Raw genomic sequence first — 20312 nt, forward strand, 5'->3', positions numbered from 1 at the left:
GGGTGGGGTGACGCGGCGGTCAATGACGACCACGGCGCTCAATTCTGAAACGCTGCCACCCCCATCCCTGCCCTTCCCCCATCAAAATGGGGAAGGGAAAGAAGAGAGGCCGCGAAAGCTCCTACGCCAACTCGAACGGTTCGAGCCCCGCCAGGCGCATGGCCTTTGGGCGCTCGGGAATGGCGCGCGGCGCGACGCCGCGCACTTCGTCGGCCACATGGCGGATGTGGTCCGGCGTCATGCCGCAGCAGCCGCCCAGGATGTTAACGAGACCGTCCTTGGCCCACTCATGGAGGGCGTGGCCGGTCTCATGCGGCTCCTCGTCGTACTGGCCCATGGCGTTGGGCAGGCCGGCGTTGGGATAGGCCGCGACCAGGGTGTCGGCGATGCGGGCCATCTCGGCGATGTGCGGGCGCATCAAATCAGCGCCCAGCGCGCAGTTGAAGCCCACCGCGAACGGCTTGCAGTGTTTGATCGAGTTCCAGAACGCCTCTGCCGTCTGGCCCGACAGCGTACGGCCCGAGCGGTCGGTGATGGTGCCGCTGATCCAGATCGGCAGCTCCTCATGGCCCTCGTCGCGCAGGTCGAGGATGGCCTTGATCGCGGCCTTGCAGTTCAGGGTGTCGGTGATGGTCTCGATCAGGAAGAGGTCCACGCCGCCCTTGTAGAGCGCGTCCACCTGCTGGCGGTACGCCGCGTAGACTTGGTCGAAGGTTACCTTCCGCGCGCCAGGATCGTTCACGTCCGACGACATCGAGAGCATGACGTTCAGCGGCCCGATCGAGCCGGCGATGAACTTCGGGCTAGCCGGGTTTTCGGCGTTCCAGCGGTCGGCCACTGAGCGGCCGATCTTCGCGCCTTCGAAATTGATGTCCCAGACGTCCTGCTCGCCCAGGTGATAGTCGGCCTGAGCAATCGTGGTGCCCGAGAAGGTGTTGGTCTCGGAGATGTCGGCGCCGGCGGCGAAATAGGCGTCGTGAAGTTCCGCCACGAGATCCGGCCGGGTCAGGCACAGGATGTCGTTATTGCCCTTCATCTGGCCGTTGTAGTCGGCGAAGCGATCGGCGCGGTAGTCGGCCTCGGTCAGCCCCTTCTTCTGGAACATCACGCCCCAGGAGCCGTCCAGGATCAGGATCTTCTGCTTGGCAGCGGCCTTGAGGGCGGCGACGCGGCCAGCTCTCGTGGAAATGTCGCGGATGGACAGGTCGGTCATCGCTTTACTCCGGGAGCGGCGGCCTGCTGGCGCGCCAGTTCCTGGTTGAACTGGCCTTCATAGGCGTCGACAAAGCGGGAGAGCTCGGTCGGGTCGACGAAGGCGTTGGGGTCGCCCCGCAGCAGCTTCTGGCGCTTGGCCAGCAGGTCGCCCTGCTCCTCGTGGCTGGGCAGCATGACGTCGGTCGGGATGGCGCGCATCGCCGCGAAGCTCGCGCGATAGTCGGCGACGATGTCGCGGTAGGTCTTGTTACCGATCAGCTGGTTGCCGGCCACCGACAGTGAGCACGGGAACGTCACGTTCAGCGGACGGCCCTTCTCGGTCACCTGCGTCGTCCAGGTGGTGCAGCCGATCGTATGGCCCGGCGTCAGGTGGGCGATCAGCGCGGTCTCGCCCAGCTTCAGCTTCGCCCCGTCGCCGAAGCCCTTGTCGACCTTCACGGCCGGAAACGGCGTCAGGCCATTGTCGTTGTCGCCGAAGTGCTGCCCCTTCTCCAGGGCCGGTTCGTCGGCGCGCGAGGCCCAGACCTTGGCGGTCGGAATGTCGGCCTTCAGCTGGGCCAGACCGCCGGCGTGGTCGAAGTGGGCGTGGGTGTTGATCAGGATCTTAACGTCGGCCAGCTGGAAGCCCAGGGTGGCGATATTGCGCTCGATCAGCTTGGCGCCCTCGGCCGAGGGGCCGCTGTCCAACAGCACGTGACCCTGCGACGAGGTGATCAGCCAGGCCGACAGCCCCTCGGAGCCGACATAGTAGATGTTGCCGACCACGCGGTACGGGCGGATCGGCTTAGTCCAGTTGCTGTTGTCAGCGTGCGCCGCCGGGGCCGCGACGGCGGCCACGGCGAAGGCCAGGGCGATCAGGGTGCGTTTCATGCGGCGGCCTCCGCCGGGGCCGGCGCGGTCTCGCGAACGCCCAGCACGCGGCAGATCGCATAGACCAGATCGGCCCGGTTCAGGGTGTAGAAGTGGAAGTCCTCGAACCCCTGTTCCTGCAGCTTGGCGCACATCTCGGCGGCGACCGAGCAGGCGATCAGGCGGCGGGTTTCAGCGTCATGCTCCAGACCGTCGAACAGGTTGCCCAACCACGACGGGATCGCCGTCTGGCAGGCCGCGGCCATCTTCTTCAGACCCGCGAAGTTGGTCACCGGCATGATCCCCGGCACGATCGGGATGGTGATCCCCGCAGCGCGGACCTTGTCGACGTAACGCAGGAAGGCGTCCAGATCGAAGAAGAACTGGCTGATGCCCAGCGTCGCGCCAGCGTCGACCTTCTGCTTCAGCACGTCGATGTCATGCTCCAGCGACGGGCTTTCCGGGTGCTTCTCCGGATAGACGCCAACCAGCACCTCGAACGGCGCGATGCCGCGCAGGGCCTTGGTGAGCTCGGTGGCGTTGGCGTAGCCGTCGGCGCGCGGGACATAGACCCCGCCGATCCCGCCCTCGCCCGGAGGCGGGTCGCCGCGCAGCGAGACGATATGGCGCACGCCCGTCTCCCAGTACTCGCGGATCACCTCGTCGACTTCGTCGCGGCTAGCGCCGACGCAGGTCAGGTGGGCGGCGGGCTTGAGATTGGTCTCGTCCAGGATGCGCTTGACGGTGCGGTGCGTACGCTCGCGGGTCGAGCCGCCGGCGCCGTAGGTCACCGACACGAAAGCCGGATCCAGCGGGGCCAGGCGGGTGATCGCCTGCCACAGGCTCTCCTCCATCGCCGGGGTCTTGGGCGGGAAGAACTCGAACGAGACGCGCGGACGATAGGAGCGCTCGCCGGCGCGGGCGACGGGACCGATCACGCGGCGGGTGGGCGGAAGGGTCATGCGGCGTTCCTCTCGGCCACGGCGGCGACGGGTCGACGGGCCGTCCAGATCTTGACGGTCAGCCCCTCGTCGGTGGCCGGCGGCAGGGCGATATTGCTTTCCAGCGCAAGGCCAGCGGCCTGCAGCCAGGTGACGATCTCAACGTCGTCGAAGCCCAGGCGCCTGTGCTGGTGCACCTCGCGCAGGAACTCGTGGTCATGCGGGGCGAAGTCGGCGATCAGCAACAGGCCGCCGGGCGTGACCAGCCGCGCGGCCTCGGCCACGGCATTGGCGGGGTCGGTCAGGTAGTGCAGGACCTGGTGGACGGTGACCAGATCGGCGCAGCCGCCCGGCAGGCCGGTGCGGAAGATGTCGCCGTGACGCAGCTCGCAACTGGCCAGGCCCGCCTTGGTCACCTCGTCGCGGGCGATGTTCAGCATCTGCTGCGACAGGTCCAGGCCCAGGGCGTTGCTGACGCGCTTGCCCAGCAAGGTCAGCATACGGCCCGCGCCAGCGCCCAGGTCGACCATCTCGTCAAACGGCCCGTCCCCCGCTGCGCGCAGGATCGCCGCCTCGACCTCGGCCTCGTCGACATACAGCGAGCGGATTTCGTTCCAGCGCGCGGCGTTGCGGGCGAAATAGGCCTGGGCGTCGGTCGAGCGTTCGGCGCGCACGGCCGACAGCTTGTCGGCGTCCAGGCGCACGATCGGATCGGTGTCGTCGATCAGGTCAAGCGCTTGCTCCACAAGGAAGCGGCCCGGCGACTTGGCGGCCAGGCGGTAGAACACCCAGGCCCCATCCGGGAAGCGCTCGACCAGGCCGGCTTCGGCCAGGAGCTTCAGGTGCCGCGAGACGCGCGGCTGGCTCTGATCGAGGATTCGGCACAGCTCAAGCACCGACAGCTCTTCGGCCGCCAGCAGCGCCAGCAGGCGCAGCCGCGTCGATTCGCCGGCGGCGCGCAGCACTTCGACAACCTGTTCGGCGGTGAGCTTCATGGGGACATAAAGATATCTTTATGTCCGATTTGGCAAGGGGAATTTATGCCTCGGCGTCGGCCGCAGGGGGCTCCCAGAGCTCGATTTTAACCCCGGCTGGGTCCATCAGCCAGGCGAAACGGCCCATGCCGTCCTCGTCCTGGCGGCCGGTTGGCTCGACGCCCTCGGCGGCGGCCTTGGCCAGCACGCCATCGATATCATCGACCACGAAATTGATCATGAACGGCGCGGTCGACGGCGCGAAATACTGGGTGTCGGCCGCGAAAGGCGACCAGGTGGCCGTGTTGCCCTTGGAGGCCGTGAAAATCGTCCCGCCCCAGTCATGGACGTCGAAGCCCAGCACTCGCGCGTACCATTCGCGCACAGCCGTGGGATCCTCGACCTTGAAGAAGATCCCGCCCAGACCCAATACCTTGGCCATAATCGGGCCTCCGAACGTTGTGAGAGTTGATCGTAGCACGGTTCGGAGTTCCGTCATGCCGCTCCTCGTCGCCGCCCTGACCGTAGCCGCCTGCCTGTCGCATACGGGGCGCCAAAGCCTCGACGGCGTGCTGGTCGCTCACACTTTCGCCGGTCCACCGAACTTCGAGTCCATCAAGGATGGCGATCGCCCGGAGCGCTACTGGCTGCTGCGCCTGCCGAAGCCGATCTGTGTCGCTGACGACCCGTCCGATCCGGACATGGGCGCTGGCGCTCAGGGCGTGCGCGAGATCCAGCTGATATTAAAGGCCGAGGACTTCGACCGCTACCGGCCGCTGCTGGGCAAGCCGGTCACGGCGGAGGGCGACTTCATGAGCGCTATCAGCGGCCACCACCACACGCCGATCCTCCTCCAGGGCGCGACGCTCAAGAAGCGCTGACGTCCAGGTCCCGCGCCCAGGCCTCGGACCATTCGAGCAAGGGCCAAAGCGCCGCGATCAGCAGGCCGCCCCGCGCGCTGAGCCGATAGCCTTCCTCGGTCGACACCACATCCGCGGCGCGCAGCTCGGCCAAGCGCGTGTTCAGCGTTCCCGGGGGCAGTTCAGCCGCCGCTTGCAGCGCGCGGAAGGTCAGCACGCGGCCCTCGCGAAGCTCCCAGACGATCCTTAGCGCCCCGCGCCGGCCCAGCAGGTCCAGCGCCGCCATGATCGGCCTGCCGGTCTCCGAGCCACGGACGGCATGCCCGGGCAAAGACGCTTCATTTTTTGTAGCATTGTCGGAATTTTCCATGTTACAAATTTTGTAGCACGGAGAAGCCGCCCATGTCGCCAAGGATCCAGCCCGCTGAAGCCCCCTACCCGCCCAGCGTCGCGCGCACGCTGGACCAGTTGAAGACACCCGGCGAGCAGCCGCTGTCGCTGTTCCGCACCCTGGCCCGCGACGAGCGCCTGTTCGCCCGCTTCACCGGCGGCGGGCTGCTGGACCCTGGCCATCTGACCTTGCGCGAGCGCTAGATCGTCATCCATCGCATCTGCGCCCTGAACGGCGCGGCCTACGAATGGGGCGTCCATGCAGCGATCTTCGCTGGAGCGGCCGGTCTCGGCGCCGAGCAGTTGGCCGCCACCACCGCCCCGGGGATCAAGCCCTGCTGGGGCCCGCGCGAGGCATTGCTGATCGGCTTCTGCGACGCGGTCAACGCGCGCGCGGACATCGACGACGCCCTATGGACGCGTCTGGCCGCAGCCTTCTCGGAAGAGGCCCGGATCGAGCTGCTGATGCTGGCCGGCTTCTACCGGACGGTCAGCCTGTTGGTGAACGGTTTACGGCTGGAGCCCGAGCCCTTCGCCGCGCCTTTCCCAACTTAGGCCGCGACCGGCGTCGCCAGTGGCTCGCCGTGGAAGTAGCGGCGCAGGTTCTCAAGCGTCAGGCTGACCATGGCCGGGATGCTGTCCAGAGTCGCGCCGGCAGAGTGCGGGGTCAGCACGGTGTGCGGTACGTCCGCCCAGCGCGCGGCCGGGGTCGGCTCCTGCGCAAAGACGTCGAGGGCCGCCATGCCCAGCGCGCCGGTCTTCAGCGCCTCGATCAGGGCTTCCTCGTCGATCAGGGCGCCCCGCGCGACATTGACGATCAGCCCCTGCGGCCCGACCGCCTCTATGACCGCCCTGTTGATCAGGTGATGGTTGGAGGCGTCCGAGCGCGAGCAGACCACCAGGATCTCGCTGTCGCGGGCCAGGGCCAGCAGGCTGTCGGCGCGAGGATAATCGCTCTCCTTGGGGCGCGGCCCCCACCAGGCGACCTTCATCTCGAAGGCCTGCAGGCGGCGGGCGACGGCCTCGCCAATATGGCCCAGGCCGACGATGCCGACCTTGCGGCCGCGCAGGCCGTGACGCGGCGCCATCCGCTCGGCATGAGTCCAGTGGCCAGAGCGCAGGCGTTGGTCACCCTCGACGATGCCCCGCCAGGCCGCCAGCACGAGGCCTACTGCATGGTCGGCGACGTCGGCGGCGTTCAGGCCGGTGGAATGGGTGACGGCGATGCCGTGTGCCTTGCACCAGGGCACGTCGACGCCGTCATAGCCGACGCTGACACAGGCGATCAGCCCCAGTTGCGGCATCTCCGAGAGCATGTCGCGGCTTAGCGCGAACTCGCCTGCGTGAACGATGGCGCGCACCCGGCGGCCCGGCCCCTCGAAGAACACCATCCTGTCGGGATAGTCCCACAACCGGTGAACCTCGTAGGCGCTCTCAAGCAGCGGCTGCAAGGGCAGCAGCATCTCGTGCGAGAGCAGGATGTGGGGCTTGTCGACAGGCGGCTTCGCGAGGGTGGAATCCGGCATGCATATCCTCCATCTGCGCGGGTCGTTGGCCCCGCGGCGGATCTTTGTCTCGCCCCCGGCGCTTCGGTCGAAACGCCTCTCCGAAGCTAGGCAGAGCCCCGCGCGGACGCCAGTGTCGGGAACATCACGCTGTAGTGACGAGCTTCCCGCACGTCGGGCGCCCGCAGGACGAGCCCGCCAACAACCCAGCCTGGACGCGGCGGTTCCGCTCAGCGCCGCCTTTGCACGGCAGAGCTGTGAACAACCGGCGTTCTAGCGGGTTCTGCTAGCGGCGCCCCATGGCGCTTCAGGTCAGGAGACTATCCAATGTTGACCAAGATGCTCGCCGCGTCCGCGGCCCTGTCCATGCTGGCGTTCGGCGGCTCGGCGCTGGCCCAGGCCAAGGCGTCGGCCCAGCTCGGCCCCAAGCAGCCGATCCCCTACTCGCAGCTCAAGGCCTATTCAAAGGCCTCGCCCAAGGCCCAGGCTAGCAAGGACTGGTCGGCCGGCGCCGCCACGGGCATGTCGGCCGACACCTCGGCTACCGCCCCGGCCACGTCCGCAGCCGGCGCCGACACCAACGCGACTATGCCGCCGGCCACGTCCAGCGCGCCGGATACGGCCGTGAACCCGGCGCCGTCCGCCGCGCCGCCCAGCTTGCCGATGACCCCGCCGACCAACGCGCCGATGACCGAGGACAAGATGACCCAGCCCGGCGTCGCGGGCGCACCGCCCATGACGCCGCCGACCGATCCAAAGTAGACCTCTCAGCCGGGACGGCGCGAGCCGTCCCGGCGGCTCAACCGCCGAAGATGAAGTCGGCCTTGTAGTAGCCGTTGGCGGGATCGAGGATGTTGACCGCGAACGGCGCCGAGCCATCGGCGAGGTCCGCGAGCCACGCGTCGTTTGACTTGGCCATCACGCCCAGATTCTCGGTCGCGGCGGCGGCCAGCAGGAACCCGACCATGGCGGCCTTGGTGCCAATTCCGCTCGGACCATCGCCGCCATAGTAGGCCAGGTAGTCGACCCGCGTGTCGATCAGTTGATGGGCCTTGGCGTCGGTCGGCGTGGCGCCGAAGATCGCCGCATAGGCCTTCTTGGTGGCGTCGAGGAGCGACAGATCGCCATAGGCCGCCGCGAAGCTCGCCTTACCGTCGCCGTCCTTACCCAGGTTCACCGCGAAGTTGATGTAGCGGTTCACTGTGTCGAACTTGGCGTAGTAGGCGCTGTTTAGGTTGGTCGTGTTTGGACCGGTCGGCGAGATCAGGAAGTCGACGCCAAGCTGGCTAGGGACCTTGCCGGTGAAGAACTGATAGCTCATCGATGCGACCGAGGTCGTGGAGTCGGCGGCGTTGACGATGGCCTGGGTGACCTGGTCGGCGGTCAGCGCGCCAATCGTCCACTTGTTGATCAGGTCCTTGGTAAGATCCGAGCCGAGAGTCGCGCTGGTCGGTAGTCGCAGGATGTTAAGCATCCGGCTGGCGACCTCATTGACCGACGGGACAGACGAGAAGCTGATGGTCTCGACATTGACCAAGCGATCAACACCGTCGGGCGAGCCGTTCCGAAGATCCGTCACGGTGATCGAGCCATCGGCGTTCGTAATGACCCCGTAATCCGCCTTAGCGCCCGCATAGCGCACGGTGTCGCTCCCCGCGCCGCCATCAATCGTGTCGTTGCCAGCGCCGCCCGTTAGGATGTCGTCGCCGCCTCCGCCGCTAAGCGTGTCATCACCCGCGCCGCCGTCCAGCGTGTTGACGCCGGCGTCGCCGGTCAGGACGTCGGCGTATGCCGAGCCTTTGAGGCCTTCGATGCCATCGAGCAGATCTACGCCCGCGCCGCGCGTGTTCTGTAAGACGTCCGCCTTAGCCAGGTCGACGGTGACGCCGCTAGATGCGGTCTCGTACGAGGCCGTGTCGAAACCGGCGTTCCCAAAAAGGGTGTCGTCGCCCTCGCCGCCCATCAGGATGTCATCGCCGTCGGCGCCCATCAGGGTGTCCGCCCCGGCGCCGCCGGAGATCACGTCGTTGCCGGACCCGCCGTCGATGTAGTTGGCGTTGTTGTCGCCGGTCAGCGTGTCGGCATAGGCCGACCCCCACAGGTTCTCGATGGAGATCAGGGTGTCGACGCCCGCGCCCTTGGTGTTCTGCGCGGAGACAAAGCTCAGGTTAACGGTGACGGCCGACGTCGCGTCGCGATAGTCGGCCCAGTCGCTGCCAGCGCCGCCATCCAGCTTGTCGCCCCCCTCCCCGCCTTTCAGCAGATCGCTGCCGGCGCCGCCGATCAGGATATCGTCGCCGTCACCGCCGCTGAGCGTGTCGTCGCCGCCATAGCCCTGCAGGCGGTCGGCGCCGCTAGTGCCGACCAGGGTGTCGGCGTTGTCCGTGCCGCCTTCCGCCTTGAGCTTGGTCAGATCGACCGAAACGACGCTGACGTCGCTGCTGATCAGCATCCGCGCGCCGTCGGCGCTGACGATTACGCGGTCGCCGTACCCCGCCTCGTAGTAGCCCGAGGAGCTGAGGCCGACGTCGACGCCCAGGGCGTAGACCTGTTCGATGTTCCAGGTGGTGGTGGAGAACTGGAAGATGCGGTCCGTCGTGGCGTCGACCACATAGAGGCGTTGGCCATCGGCGCTGAAGTCCATGCCGAACACACCCGAACCGAGGTCCGGATGGGTCGCGGACACGTTCTGGATGAACTTTAGCGACCCGTCATAGACATAGAGGCTGCCCGAGAACTGAGCGACGAAGTTTCCGTTGTCCGCGATGGCGGCGACGGGGACACCGTAGCCGTAGACGCCATCGGCGTACATGCCGTGATAGCCGGTCTGTCCTGCGGCCGTGTAGATGAACAACGGAGCGTCGGAGATTCCCCCGATGCTAAGGAGCAGTTTGCTGTGGTCCGCGGTCGGGGAAATCGTTCCGTAGACGGAGAAGGATTGGCCCGTGCGGGAAAAGACACCCGTCGCCAGGTCGAGGGTCTGAGCCACGGAGCTGCTGCCATAGCCGTCCTGGCCGAACAGCACCTTGTTGTCGCTTGTGAAGGCGACGTCGTAAAAGCCGTTCGTAAAGCTACCCGTCTGGGCGTAGTCCTTCACCGCGCCGGTGAGGGTGTCCAGCACGTGGATCTTGATCGTGGCCGTCGAGCCGTACGCGGTATAGACGACGCTCTCGGTAGCCCGCTCGGCGATGACGACGTAGCGGCCGTCTGTCGACACATCCATGCCGCCTAGTTGCGTGCCGACCTTCCAGCGCCCCAAAATGTCGCCGGTCTCCACGTTCAGCGCGGTCAGATAGCCTTCGCTGTTGGAGACATAGGCCGTCCTGCCATTGGGCGAGAGCACCGCATCGGCGATCTGGCCTGTGGCGATGGTGTCGACCGCCTTCGACCTCAGCATATCGTCCACCGTGACCGTGGCGTCCGAGGGCGAGAGGCTCACAGTCCTGTCGGTGAACTTTAGCTGCTCGATGTTGAGCAGCGTGTCGACGCCTTCGCCGTTCGTCGCGCGCAGGTCGCGCACGGTCCAGGTTCCGTCGACGTTGGAGGTCCAGGAATAGTTCGTGGAGGCAGCGCCATAGATCGCCGTGTCGACGCCGGCGCCGCCGTCGATGACATCGTCGCCGCGTCCGCCCTGGAACGTCTCGTTGGTCGCAGAGCCCACGAAGACATCGTTGAACGCAGAACCCTTGACCCCTTCGATGTTCGTCAGGGTGTCGAAACCGTCGCCATGCGTGTTCTGCATCACGCCGGTCTTGTTCAGGTCGATGCGGACGCCGGCCGAGGCGTCCTCGTAGGACGCGATATCGACGCCGTCCCCGCCGTCGACGACATCATCGCCGGCGCCGCCATTCAGCAGATCGTCGCCCACCCCGCCCGACAGGACGTCTGAACCGACCTTGCCCTCGAGCACGTCGTTCCCGCCGCCGCCTTCGAGGCGGTTGGCGTTGAGGTCGCCGGTCAAGGTGTCGGCGAAAGCGCCGCCAACCAGGCCTTCGATTGACGTCAGCGTATCGAGGCCAACCCCGGTTTCTTGGGTGTACGCGCCGAGATCAACCGTAACCGAGCCCGAAGCGGCGGAGTAGTCTGCGATGTCGAAGCCGGCGCCGCCATCTAGGCTGTCGTTGCCCGCTCCGCCGACCAGGCGGTCGTCGCCCTGGCCGCCATAGAGCGTGTCGTTGCCGGCTCCGCCGTCGATGACGTCATTGCCGCCGTAGCCCCGGATCGTGTTGAACGCGGCGTCGCCGGTCAGGGTGTCGGCCTTGTCGGAGCCGTCCGGGGTCGTGACCGTCGTCAGGTCGATCACGGTCATGGCCTTGTCGCCGAGAAGCACGAGGTGCTTGCCGTCGGCGGAAACGGTCACGCGGTCGCCGTAAGCGCCGCCGTTGAAGAAGCTGTAGTAGGAGCCGTTCGAGGTCAGGCCGGAGTCGAACGCCTTCTGGATCGACCAGTCCGTCGTCGACAGTTGCATGACCTTGGCGGTCATCGTGTCGAAGACATAGAGGCTGGCGCCGTCCGGGCTGAACGCCATGCCGCCGACGAAGATCGCTTCCTTCTGAAGACTCGCCAGCGTCCCTTTGAACTTCAGGTTGCCGTCATAGACGTTGCCACCCTGGACGATCAGATCGCCAGACGGCGAGATGGCCTGGTAGCCCGCATTGTAGCCTTGAACGCCGTCCGCGTAGCCTTCGTGCCCGATGGTGATCCCCTTGCCGGCCTCATAGATGAAGATCGGCATGTCGGAGATGTTCTGGGGCGCGAAGATGATCTTCGAGCCCGTCTTGGAAGCCGAGAAGACACCGTCCTGGGAATAGGCTTGCGTCCCGGCCGCGAATAAGCCCGTGCTGGGATCCAACACGGTGATCGGCTCCCAGCCCGACCCCTGGTAGCTTTGCGAAAGCAGGACCTTGCCTTCCGACGTGAAAACCGCGTCGTAGAAGGGCCCATCGCCGTTGCGCGCAGCCGTGGTCGTGTAATCGCGCACCTGGCCGGTGACGAGGTCAAGCACGTGAACGGTCGCGACGACTTTGGTGTCGTACCCCGTCCCTGTCGTCGTGAAGGAACGCTCGGTGGCGACCAGGTACCGGCCGTCCTGGGACAGGTCCATGCCGCCCAACGTCGTTCCCAGCTTCCAGCGGGTGACGAACTCCCCCGTCGCCACGTCGAACGCATTGACCACGCCCTCGCCATTGGAAACGTAGGCGATCTTGCCATCATTGCTGAGGACGACGTCCTTGAGATCGCCCGTAGCGATCGTCTGGAAAGTACTCACGAAACCCCACCCGACTCCGAACGCTTCGAGGTTCGCACTACACTATGTTGAGTTGAGACGCATCAACCCACTAAATCGCCAGTGACGATCCCTACGAAAAAGGCTGCGGGTCACCCCGCAGCCTTCGATCGCCTGCCATCCGGATCACCCTGGAGCCTGTCCGGGTTAAATTGAACCATCCAACCCGAATAAAAAGGCTTTAGAATCCAGGCGTTAAACCCTCTTTTTTACTGCCTAGATGGCTCCATCTAAAGCTAAATCCCCCTACCGCGCGAACTTCTGGAACTTGATGCGCTTGGGAATAAGGCTGTCGGCGCCCAGGCGGCGCTTCTTGTCTTCCTCGTACATCTCGAAGTTGCCCTCGAACCACTCGACGTGGCTGTCGCCTTCAAAGGCCAGGATGTGGGTCGCCAGGCGGTCCAGGAACCAGCGATCGTGGCTGATGACCACGGCGCAGCCCGCGAACTCCTCCAGCGCCTCTTCCAGGGCCTGCAGGGTTTCGATGTCCAGGTCGTTGGTCGGTTCGTCGAGCAGCAGCAGGTTGCCGCCGGTGGCCAGGGTCTTGGCCAGGTGGACGCGGTTGCGCTCACCGCCCGACAGCAGGCCGACCTTCTTCTGCTGGTCGCCGCCCTTGAAGTTGAACGAACCGACATAGGCGCGGCTGTTGATCTCGCGCTTGCCGACGATCATCACGTCGGTGCCGCCGCTGATCTCCTGCCAGATGGTCTTGTTCGGGTCGAGCGCGTCGCGCGACTGGTCGACGTACGAAAGCTTGACCGTCTCGCCGACCTTGACCGTGCCGTTGTCGGGCTGCTCGCGGCCGGTGATCAGCTTGAACAGGGTCGACTTGCCGGCGCCGTTCGGACCGATGACGCCGACGATGCCGTTCGGCGGCAGGCGGAACGACAGGTCCTTGAACAGCACCTTGTCGCCGTATTCCTTTTCCAGGCCCTCGACTTCCAGCACCAGGTTGCCCAGGCGCGGACCGGGCGGGATCTGGATGTGGGCGTGGGTCTGGGCGGCGCGGGCGTTTTCCTGCGCGGCGACCATTTCCTCGTAGCTGGCCAGACGGGCCTTCGACTTGGACTGACGGGCCTTCGGCGAGCTGCGGACCCATTCCAGTTCGCGGGTGAGCGCGCGCTGGCGGGATTCGGATTCCGACTGCTCCTGGACGACGCGCTTCTGCTTCTGCTCCAGCCAGCCGGAGTAGTTGCCCTCGTAGGGGATGCCCTTGCCGCGATCGAGTTCCAGGGTCCACTTGGTGACCTGATCCAGGAAGTAGCGATCGTGGGTCACCAGGATGACGCAGCCCGGGAAGTTTTCCAGGTGGTGCTGCAGCCAGGCCACCGACTCGGCGTCCAGGTGGTTGGTCGGTTCGTCGAGCAGCATGATGTCGGGCTTGCTGAGCAGCAGGCGCGCCAGGGCGATGCGGCGCTTTTCACCGCCCGACAGGCTTTCGATGTTGGCGTCGTTCGGCGGGCAGCGCAGGGCGTCGATGGCCATCTCGACCTTGGAATCGATGTCCCACAGGTCGCGGGCGTCGATGATCTCCTGGAGCTTGGTCATCTCCTCCATCAACTCATCGGTGTATTCCTCACCGAGCTGAGCCGCGAGGGCGTTGTACTTGTCGAAGATCTGCTTGTCTTCGCAGTCGGCGATGACGTTGCCCCAGACGTCGAGCGTCGGGTCCAGCACCGGCTCCTGCGGGAGGTAGCCGCGGCGGATGCCCTCGGCGGCCTTGGCCTCGCCCGAAAACTCCTGGTCCAGGCCGGCCATCACCTTCAGCAGGGTCGACTTACCCGAGCCGTTGACGCCGACCACGCCGATCTTGGCGTCGGAATAGAACGACAGCCAGATGTTCTCGAAGACCTTCTTGCCGCCGGGATAGGCCTTGGTCAGGCCCTGCATCTGGAAAATATATTGCTGCGCCATGAGGCTCGCGTTCTCGCTGGACGAGGGTTTCTGGGATTGGGCGCTGAAATAGCGGTCCGGAGCGCTTCGCGCAATCGCGGCAGGCCCCAGACGGCCGGATCGCAAGCGCGCATGCGTCACCGTTCAGTCTTCAGACTGTCGAACAGCCGACACAGCCCCGTCGCCTCGCCGTCGTCGACCGCTGTTACCGCAAGCTCCCAACCGGCCCCTCCCCTTCTGTTTCGGGCCGGATTGGGGACTGTCATGAAAAAGCACGCCTTGTTGCTGAGCGCCGCCGTCTGCGCGCTCGGCCTGTTCGCGAACCCGGCCTTCGCGGCTGATGATGTGAAGCCCGCCGCCGACGCCGCCGCGCCGACCGCCGCGCCCGCAACCGCGGAAGTCGACGCGATCATCGTCCTGGGCCGTGGCGAAAGCCGCCAGGTCCAGACCGTCAACGCGCAGCAGGTCGCCCTGCAGGCCGCCGGCTCCAGCCCGCTGAAGGCCATCGAAAAGCTGCCCGGCGTGTCGTTCCAGTCGGCCGACGCCTTCGGCGCGTACGAGTGGTCGACTCGCATCTCGATCCGCGGCTTCGATCAAGGTCGCCTGGGCTTCACGCTGGACGGCGTGCCGCTGGGCGACATGAACTATGGCAACTACAATGGCCTTCACATCAGCCGCGCGATCGCCAGCGAAGACATCGGCAAGATTGAGCTGGCCCAGGGCGCCGGCGCCCTGTCGACCGCCTCGACCTCGAACCTGGGCGGCACGCTGCAGTTCTTCTCGCGCAATCCCACGGAAGACTTCGGCCTCCAGGCCAACGCCACGGTCGGCTCGGACAACATGCACCGCGTGTTCGGTCGCCTGGACACCGGCGCGATCGAAGGTTTGAACGGCCTGAAGGGCTATCTCTCGGTCGCCGAGCAGCAGGCCGACAAGTGGAAGGGCGGCTCCAAGCAGAAGCAGCTGCAGATCGACGGCAAGGTCGAGCTGCCGCTGGGCGACAACGGCTCGCTGACCGCGTGGTGGGATCACTCGGAACGCCGCGAGCAGGACTACCAGGACATGTCGTTCGACATGATCAAGCGCCTGGGCCGCGACTTCGACAACTTCCAGCCCGACTGGGCCAAGGCCGTCGGCGTCGGCGCCGTGCTGAACAACCCGGCTAACTACGCCGGCGCCACGCCGCTGCTGAACGGCGGCTACTGGACCGGCGTGGGCGTGAACCCCTACCGCGCCTACGGCGTCGACACCCCGGACGACGCCTACTACGCCGGCGCCGGCATCCGTGACGACGACCTGTTCGCGGCCACCTTCAAGCAGAAGATCGGCGACAATGTCCGCGTCGACCTGACCGGCTACGGCCACAAGAACAAAGGCCAGGGCCTGTGGTACACGCCCTACACGGTCAGCCCCGGCTATGGCACGGCCGGCTCGACCGCCGCGCCGCTGTCGATCCGCACCACCGAGTACGACATCGACCGCAAGGGCCTCATCGGCAACCTGGTCGTCGACCTGGCCAGCCACCAGATCAGCGCCGGCTTCTGGCACGAGGACAATGACTTCGCCCAGGCGCGTCGCTTCTACGCCGAGACCCTGTCTGCCCCGTCGCGTGACCCGCTGGACTTCCAGTCCAACCCGTTCACCACCTCGTGGGAATACAAGTTCAACACCAAGACCACGACCGGCTACCTGCAGGACGTCTGGTCGGTGACCGACGCCTTCAAGGTCAACTTCGGCTTCAAGGCCATGAAGGTCGAGAACGAGGTCAAGTCGATCGTCGGCAAGATGAACGGCAAGATCGAGAGCAAGGACAGCTTCCTGCCCCAGGTCGGCGCCGTCTACAGCCTGGACAACGGCGTCGAAGTGTTCGGTGGCTACACCGAGAACATGGCCGCCTTCGTGTCGGCCGCGACCTCGGGTCCCTTCGCCTCGCAGAACCAGACGGTCGTCGACTACGTCGCCAAGAACCTGAAGCCGGAAACCTCGAAGACCTTCGAGGGCGGCCTGCGCCTCAAGACCAGCCGCTTCCAGGGCGTGGCGGCCCTCTACCACGTCAAGTTCGATAACCGCCTGGACAGCGCCTCGACGGCTCCGCCGATCCTGGGCCTGCCGGCCGTGCTGTCGAACGTCGGCTCGGTCACGACCAAGGGCGTCGAAGTCGCCGGCGAGTTCCGCATGACGGACGAGTGGTCGCTGTACGGCTCCTACAGCTACAACGACTCCAAGTATGACGACGACGTCCCGGGCGCCGGCGGCCTGGTGGCCATGAAGACCAAGGGCAAGGACGTGATCTACACGCCCAAGAACCTGCTGAAGGCCGAACTGAAGTACGACAACGGCGGCCTCTATGCCCGCGCCGGTCTCTCGTATGTCGGCTCGCGCTGGTACACGTTCGAGAACGACGGCGGCAAGGTCGACAACTACACGGTCGCGGACCTGACAGTCGGCTATCGCTTCAGCGAAGACGCCGCCCCGATGCTGCGCGGCCTGGAGATCCAGGGCAACGTCACCAACCTGAACGACGAGGACTACATCTCGACGGTCGGTTCGGGCGGCGCTTCCAAGGCCGACCGCGCCGGCACGGCCATGACCCTGCTGCCGGGCGCCCCGCGTCAGGCCTACCTGACGATCAAGAAGCGCTTCTAGAACCTAAACCTTGTCCTCCCGGAAGCCTCGCAGAGGCTGTCCGGTAGGACAGAAAGAAATGGAGGGCCGGGAGCATGTCTCCCGGCCCTTTTTTTGATGTCCGGACACGAATTCCCGGACGTCCGGACAGGCCTTTGCTGGCGCTGGCGGCTGACGCGAGGCCTGCTTCAGACATGACCGACATCCCCTCCCCCGACACCGCCCCGACCTCGGCCAGCGCCTGGCGCGAGTTTGTCGAAATCCTTCGCACCGTGGGCTTCGCGCTGGCCATAGCGCTGACCTTGCGGGTCGTGATCTTCCAGCCTTTCACCATTCCCTCGTCCTCGATGGAGCCGGGACTGGTGACCGGCGACTACATCGTGGTCTCCAAGTCGTCGTATGGCTGGAGCCGGGCCTCGTTCCCGCTCAATCCGCCGCTGTTCAAGGGTCGGTTCCTGGAGCGCACGGCCCAGCGCGGCGACGTGGTGGTGTTTCGCCTGCCGCGCGATCCCTCGCAGACCTGGATCAAGCGCGTGATCGGCCTGCCGGGAGATCGTATCCGCGTGCGAAGCGGACAGGTCTTCGTCAAAGGCGTGGCCATTCCCCAGACGCCGATGGGCATGACCCAGGACCATGACGCGCCGGACCGCACCGTCCTGCGAGTGGGCGAGCGGACGCCGAACGGCCGCGCCTATGTCACCTATGACGGCGGCCCCGGCCAGCCGGGCGACGACACCGGCGTTTATGTGGTGCCGGCGGGCCAGTATTTCGTGATGGGCGACAACCGCGACAACTCGCTGGACAGCCGCTTCGCCCCATCAGACGGCGGCGTCGGCCTGCTGCCGGCCGAAAACCTGGTGGGCCGGGCGAAGTTCGTGCTGGTGTCCTGGCGACAGGGCGCGTCGCTGTTCAAGCCTTGGACCTGGCTGGACCTGCAGTGGGACCGGCTGCTGAAGCCGATACGTTAGCGCCCGCTGAATTCCTCGAAGCTCAGATTGCCATCGTGATTGGCGTCCAGTCGCTCGAAGGCCGTGTGCGAGGGCGTGGTCGGACGGGCGAGCGAGGGCGCGGCCACCGCGCCGACGGCGAGACCCGCCAGCGCCGCCGCCAGAAGACGTCCCCATGGGGCGCGCCAGACCGGGCCGTGTGAACGCGGCTTGGCCGCGCGTCCGTCCAGTTCCTGGTCGATGAAGATCCGCACCACCTCGCTGGCGGTGCGCTGTGTCTCGCGGCAGCGGGCCATGAAGGCGGTCTTGGTCTCGTACGGCAGACGGACCTCGAGCATTTCGCTCTTCTTGGGCTTGCCAGCGGTCATGTGGAGAAACCTCGCGACGTTCGTCCCTGACTATCATCTTTCGCGATGCGCAAAAAGAAAGCCCGGCCAAACGACCGGGCTTGAAGTCAATAGGGAGGAAACGCCCAGGAAGGGCAGAGGCGCTCGGCGCCTCACAGACCTCTGATAGCGCTAACACTCCGAACAGCGCAACCCTTTTCCGACAGGCGCGACGGCCTGCCGCATCTCCGCCTTGAGATCGTTTAACCACAGCGGCGCTTTACGACGGTGGCGAGAGGTCATACCAATGTTACCGCTACCGACGCAGCAAGTTCGGAGTGGGGAGAAACGTCGATGAAGATGCTCGCGCGGCTGGCCGTGTTCGGGGCCGCCCTGGCCCTCGCTTTCCCGGTTCATTCCGAGTCGCCCAAGAGCCCCCGCTGGGTCGGCGCCTGGGCCAGCGCCCAGATCGCGCCGGACGAAAAGAATCGCCTCGCCGCCGAGGACTATGCCGACGCCACGTTGCGCCAGGTCGTGCGCCTGACCCTGGGCGGCGAGACGCTGCGGGTGCGCCTGTCCAACGCTTTCGGGACCGCGCCCCTGACCATCAAGGCCGCCCATGTCGCGGTCTCGGCGAATCTGGCCAGCGCTCGCATCGATCCGGCCACCGACCGCGCCCTCACCTTCTCCGGCCGCGCCGAGGTGACCATTCCCGCCGGCGCCGACTACTGGTCCGATCCGGTCGCCTTGAAGGTCGCCCCCCTAAGCAGCTTGGCCATCAGCCTCCACTACGCTGCCGCGCCCAGCGTCCAGACCGGCCACCCCGGCTCGCGGGCGACCTCCTACGTCCTGGCCGGCGACCACGTGGCCGCCGCCGACCTGCCGGGCGCCAAGACCGCCGACCGCTGGCTGCAGATCTCCAGCGTCGACGTGGTCTCGGCCAAGGCTCGCGCCATCGTGGCGCTGGGCGACAGCATCACCGACGGCTACGGCGTCCAGCCCAACACCAATCTGCGCTGGACCGACGGCCTGATCGAACGGCTGAAGGGCAAGAACATCGGCCTCCTGAACCTCGGCATCGGCGGCAACCGCGTACTGCTCGACGGCCAGGGCCCCAACGCCCTGGCGCGGTTCGAGCGGGACGTCCTCTCCCAGGCGGGCGTCACCCACGTGGTGCTGCTGGAAGGCGTCAACGATCTGGGAACCCTGACCCGCGAGGCGCCCGCCGCGCCCGAAGCCCACAAGGCCCTGGTCGAGCAGGTCATCGCCGGCTATCGCCAGATGATCGACCGCGCCCAGGGCCGGGGGATCAAGGTGATCGGCGCGACCATCCTGCCCTATGGCCGCTCGGCCTATTATCACCCCGGCCCCGAGAGCGAGGCCGACCGCCAGGCGATCAACGCCTGGATCCGCGCGCCCGGGAATTTCGACGGCGTCATCGACTGGGACAAGGCCCTGCGCGACCCGACCAAGCCGACCGCCCTGCTGCCGGCCTACGACAATGACGGCCTGCATCCGAACATGGCGGGCTACAAGGCCATGGCGGACGCCGTGCCGCTGAGCCTGTTTGAGAAGTAAGCCATGATCGCCGCCGCTCTTCTTCTGGCCGCTTCCGGTCCCGTCATCGCCTTCACCTGGGATGACCTGCCGGCGCACAGCGCCCTGCCGCCCGGCGTCACACGCGTGCAGATCGCAGCCGATTTGCTGAAGGCCGCCGCTGACGCCAAGGCGCCGGCGTTCGGCTTCATCAACGGCGCCCAGGCGGCGGCGACCACCACAGAGCCGGACTCGACGCCGGTGATGAAGATGTGGCGCGCGGCCGGCCAACCGCTGGGCAACCACACCTGGTCGCACCGCAACATCGCCACCGCCACGCCGGAGCAATACACGGCCGAGATCGCCCAGAACGAGCTGCTGCTACGGGACCTGATGGGTAAGGAAGATTGGCGCTGGCTGCGCTATCCGTACCTGGCCGAAGGCGAGACGCTGGAGAAGCGCCTGACCGTGCGCGCCTGGCTGGCCGACAACCACTACAAGATCGCCAGCGTGACGATGAGCTTCGCCGACTACGCCTTTAACGAGCCCTATGCCCGCTGCGTGGCCAAGGGCGACCAGGCCGCGATCGCCGACCTGGAGAAGCGTTACCTGGACGGCGCCGCCGCCGTCGCCGACCGCGCCCGCACGATGAGCCGGACGCTCTATGGCAAGGACATCCCCTACGTCCTGCTGATGCACGCCGGCGCCTTCGACGCACGCATGGCCCCGCGTCTGTACAAGCTCTACCAGGATCGCGGCTTCGGCTTCACGACGCTGGCGAAGGCGCAGAAGCATCCGTTCTACCGCACCGACCTCGCCCCCGGCCTGCCGCCCGAGCCGACGACGCTGGAGAACGCCCTGAAGGCCAAGGGCCTACCGGTTCCGGCCGATCCGGTGGATGCGAAGGCGCTGGGCGAGATGTGCCGCTGAGCGTTTCACCCCCGCAACAACTTCGCTGCTGACA

The 20312-nt window shown here is 66.4% G+C and carries 17 protein-coding genes and 1 pseudogene; 8 read left to right on the forward strand and 10 right to left on the reverse strand.

Features of this window, described 5'->3' with window-relative positions:
• Positions 1-121: 121 nt before the first annotated feature.
• Genes CSW62_RS17480 through CSW62_RS17500 form a run of 5 tightly spaced genes read right to left on the reverse strand, consistent with a single transcriptional unit; the run spans position 122 to position 4421 of the window.
• Entirely contained in the window at positions 122-1198 is a 1077-nt protein-coding gene (locus CSW62_RS17480) for a homocysteine S-methyltransferase family protein (protein ID WP_369827553.1), read from the reverse strand.
• A gap of 11 nt (positions 1199-1209) precedes the next feature.
• On the reverse strand, positions 1210-2085 hold the full coding sequence (gene blaCAU, locus CSW62_RS17485) for a CAU/MBL1b family subclass B3 metallo-beta-lactamase (RefSeq protein WP_099579959.1): 876 nt from the start codon (positions 2083-2085) through the stop codon (positions 1210-1212).
• On the reverse strand, positions 2082-3026 hold the full coding sequence (gene metF / locus CSW62_RS17490; protein ID WP_099579961.1) for a methylenetetrahydrofolate reductase [NAD(P)H]: 945 nt from the start codon (positions 3024-3026) through the stop codon (positions 2082-2084). The genes blaCAU and metF overlap by 4 nt, the downstream gene beginning before the upstream one ends.
• Positions 3023-4000, reverse strand: a complete 978-nt coding sequence (locus tag CSW62_RS17495) for a metalloregulator ArsR/SmtB family transcription factor (protein ID WP_099579963.1) — start codon at positions 3998-4000, stop codon at positions 3023-3025. The genes metF and CSW62_RS17495 overlap by 4 nt, the downstream gene beginning before the upstream one ends.
• 43 nt (positions 4001-4043) lie before the next feature.
• Complete coding sequence (locus tag CSW62_RS17500; protein WP_099579965.1) at positions 4044-4421, reverse strand: VOC family protein; 378 nt, start codon at positions 4419-4421, stop codon at positions 4044-4046.
• A 55-nt stretch (positions 4422-4476) separates the two neighbouring features.
• On the opposite strand from CSW62_RS17500, the gene CSW62_RS17505 reads away from it, so the two are divergent.
• Positions 4477-4860, forward strand: coding sequence for a DUF4431 domain-containing protein (locus tag CSW62_RS17505; RefSeq protein ID WP_099579967.1), 384 nt, complete (start codon positions 4477-4479; stop codon positions 4858-4860).
• Here CSW62_RS17505 and CSW62_RS17510 read toward each other — a convergent pair.
• On the reverse strand, positions 4847-5170 hold the full coding sequence (locus CSW62_RS17510) for a helix-turn-helix domain-containing protein (protein WP_233206711.1): 324 nt from the start codon (positions 5168-5170) through the stop codon (positions 4847-4849). The genes CSW62_RS17505 and CSW62_RS17510 overlap by 14 nt on opposite strands.
• 71 nt (positions 5171-5241) lie before the next feature.
• On the opposite strand from CSW62_RS17510, the gene CSW62_RS17515 reads away from it, so the two are divergent.
• Positions 5242-5433, forward strand: coding sequence for a hypothetical protein (locus CSW62_RS17515; protein ID WP_099579972.1), 192 nt, complete (start codon positions 5242-5244; stop codon positions 5431-5433).
• 55 nt (positions 5434-5488) lie between these two features.
• Positions 5489-5784: pseudogene (locus CSW62_RS17520) on the forward strand (hypothetical protein).
• Here CSW62_RS17520 and CSW62_RS17525 read toward each other — a convergent pair.
• Positions 5781-6755: a 2-hydroxyacid dehydrogenase gene (locus tag CSW62_RS17525; RefSeq protein WP_099579974.1), complete on the reverse strand. Its 975-nt coding sequence runs from the start codon at positions 6753-6755 to the stop codon at positions 5781-5783. The pseudogene CSW62_RS17520 and the gene CSW62_RS17525 overlap by 4 nt on opposite strands.
• Before the next feature lie 306 nt (positions 6756-7061).
• On the opposite strand from CSW62_RS17525, the gene CSW62_RS17530 reads away from it, so the two are divergent.
• The gene (locus CSW62_RS17530) at positions 7062-7496 is read left to right on the forward strand and encodes a hypothetical protein (protein ID WP_199170629.1); all 435 of its coding nucleotides are present in this window, start codon (positions 7062-7064) and stop codon (positions 7494-7496) included.
• Positions 7497-7533: 37 nt separating this feature from the next.
• On the opposite strand, the gene CSW62_RS17535 is transcribed toward CSW62_RS17530, so the two are convergent.
• Together CSW62_RS17535 and ettA are read right to left on the reverse strand one after the other, a co-directional pair.
• Positions 7534-12003 carry a hypothetical protein gene (locus tag CSW62_RS17535; RefSeq protein WP_099579976.1) on the reverse strand — a complete coding sequence of 1490 codons (4470 nt, stop codon included), beginning with the start codon at positions 12001-12003 and terminating at the stop codon, positions 7534-7536.
• A 264-nt stretch (positions 12004-12267) separates the two neighbouring features.
• Entirely contained in the window at positions 12268-13935 is a 1668-nt protein-coding gene (gene ettA, locus CSW62_RS17540; protein ID WP_099579978.1) for an energy-dependent translational throttle protein EttA, read from the reverse strand.
• Positions 13936-14178: 243 nt separating this feature from the next.
• On the opposite strand from ettA, the gene CSW62_RS17545 reads away from it, so the two are divergent.
• Both CSW62_RS17545 and lepB read left to right on the forward strand, forming a co-directional pair.
• The gene (locus CSW62_RS17545) at positions 14179-16560 is read left to right on the forward strand and encodes a TonB-dependent receptor (protein WP_099579980.1); all 2382 of its coding nucleotides are present in this window, start codon (positions 14179-14181) and stop codon (positions 16558-16560) included.
• Between the two features lie 173 nt (positions 16561-16733).
• Complete coding sequence (gene lepB, locus CSW62_RS17550; protein ID WP_099579983.1) at positions 16734-17507, forward strand: signal peptidase I; 774 nt, start codon at positions 16734-16736, stop codon at positions 17505-17507.
• On the opposite strand, the gene CSW62_RS17555 is transcribed toward lepB, so the two are convergent.
• On the reverse strand, positions 17504-17854 hold the full coding sequence (locus CSW62_RS17555) for a hypothetical protein (protein WP_099579985.1): 351 nt from the start codon (positions 17852-17854) through the stop codon (positions 17504-17506). The genes lepB and CSW62_RS17555 overlap by 4 nt on opposite strands.
• A 312-nt stretch (positions 17855-18166) precedes the next feature.
• Here CSW62_RS17555 and CSW62_RS17560 point away from each other — a divergent pair, with 312 nt between their 5' ends.
• The gene (locus tag CSW62_RS17560) at positions 18167-19390 is read left to right on the forward strand and encodes an SGNH/GDSL hydrolase family protein (RefSeq protein WP_099579987.1); all 1224 of its coding nucleotides are present in this window, start codon (positions 18167-18169) and stop codon (positions 19388-19390) included.
• 3 nt (positions 19391-19393) lie between these two features.
• On the forward strand, positions 19394-20278 hold the full coding sequence (locus tag CSW62_RS17565; RefSeq protein WP_099579989.1) for a polysaccharide deacetylase family protein: 885 nt from the start codon (positions 19394-19396) through the stop codon (positions 20276-20278).
• Positions 20279-20312: the final 34 nt, after the last annotated feature.

Source organism: Caulobacter sp. FWC2 (assembly GCF_002742625.1).
GTDB lineage: Bacteria > Pseudomonadota > Alphaproteobacteria > Caulobacterales > Caulobacteraceae > Caulobacter.

Bases quoted from the DNA above. Each gene is read 5' to 3' on its own strand.
- blaCAU (WP_099579959.1), bottom strand. From the start codon at position 2,085: ATGAAACGCACCCTGATCGCCCTGGCCTTCGCCGTGGCCGCCGTCGCG.
- metF (WP_099579961.1), bottom strand. From the start codon at position 3,026: ATGACCCTTCCGCCCACCCGCCGCGTGATCGGTCCCGTCGCCCGCGCC.
- CSW62_RS17495 (WP_099579963.1), bottom strand. From the start codon at position 4,000: ATGAAGCTCACCGCCGAACAGGTTGTCGAAGTGCTGCGCGCCGCCGGC.
- CSW62_RS17500 (WP_099579965.1), bottom strand. From the start codon at position 4,421: ATGGCCAAGGTATTGGGTCTGGGCGGGATCTTCTTCAAGGTCGAGGAT.
- CSW62_RS17505 (WP_099579967.1), top strand. From the start codon at position 4,477: ATGCCGCTCCTCGTCGCCGCCCTGACCGTAGCCGCCTGCCTGTCGCAT.
- CSW62_RS17515 (WP_099579972.1), top strand. From the start codon at position 5,242: ATGTCGCCAAGGATCCAGCCCGCTGAAGCCCCCTACCCGCCCAGCGTC.
- CSW62_RS17525 (WP_099579974.1), bottom strand. From the start codon at position 6,755: ATGCCGGATTCCACCCTCGCGAAGCCGCCTGTCGACAAGCCCCACATC.
- CSW62_RS17530 (WP_199170629.1), top strand. From the start codon at position 7,062: ATGTTGACCAAGATGCTCGCCGCGTCCGCGGCCCTGTCCATGCTGGCG.
- ettA (WP_099579978.1), bottom strand. From the start codon at position 13,935: ATGGCGCAGCAATATATTTTCCAGATGCAGGGCCTGACCAAGGCCTAT.
- CSW62_RS17545 (WP_099579980.1), top strand. From the start codon at position 14,179: ATGAAAAAGCACGCCTTGTTGCTGAGCGCCGCCGTCTGCGCGCTCGGC.
- lepB (WP_099579983.1), top strand. From the start codon at position 16,734: ATGACCGACATCCCCTCCCCCGACACCGCCCCGACCTCGGCCAGCGCC.
- CSW62_RS17555 (WP_099579985.1), bottom strand. From the start codon at position 17,854: ATGACCGCTGGCAAGCCCAAGAAGAGCGAAATGCTCGAGGTCCGTCTG.
- CSW62_RS17560 (WP_099579987.1), top strand. From the start codon at position 18,167: ATGAAGATGCTCGCGCGGCTGGCCGTGTTCGGGGCCGCCCTGGCCCTC.
- CSW62_RS17565 (WP_099579989.1), top strand. From the start codon at position 19,394: ATGATCGCCGCCGCTCTTCTTCTGGCCGCTTCCGGTCCCGTCATCGCC.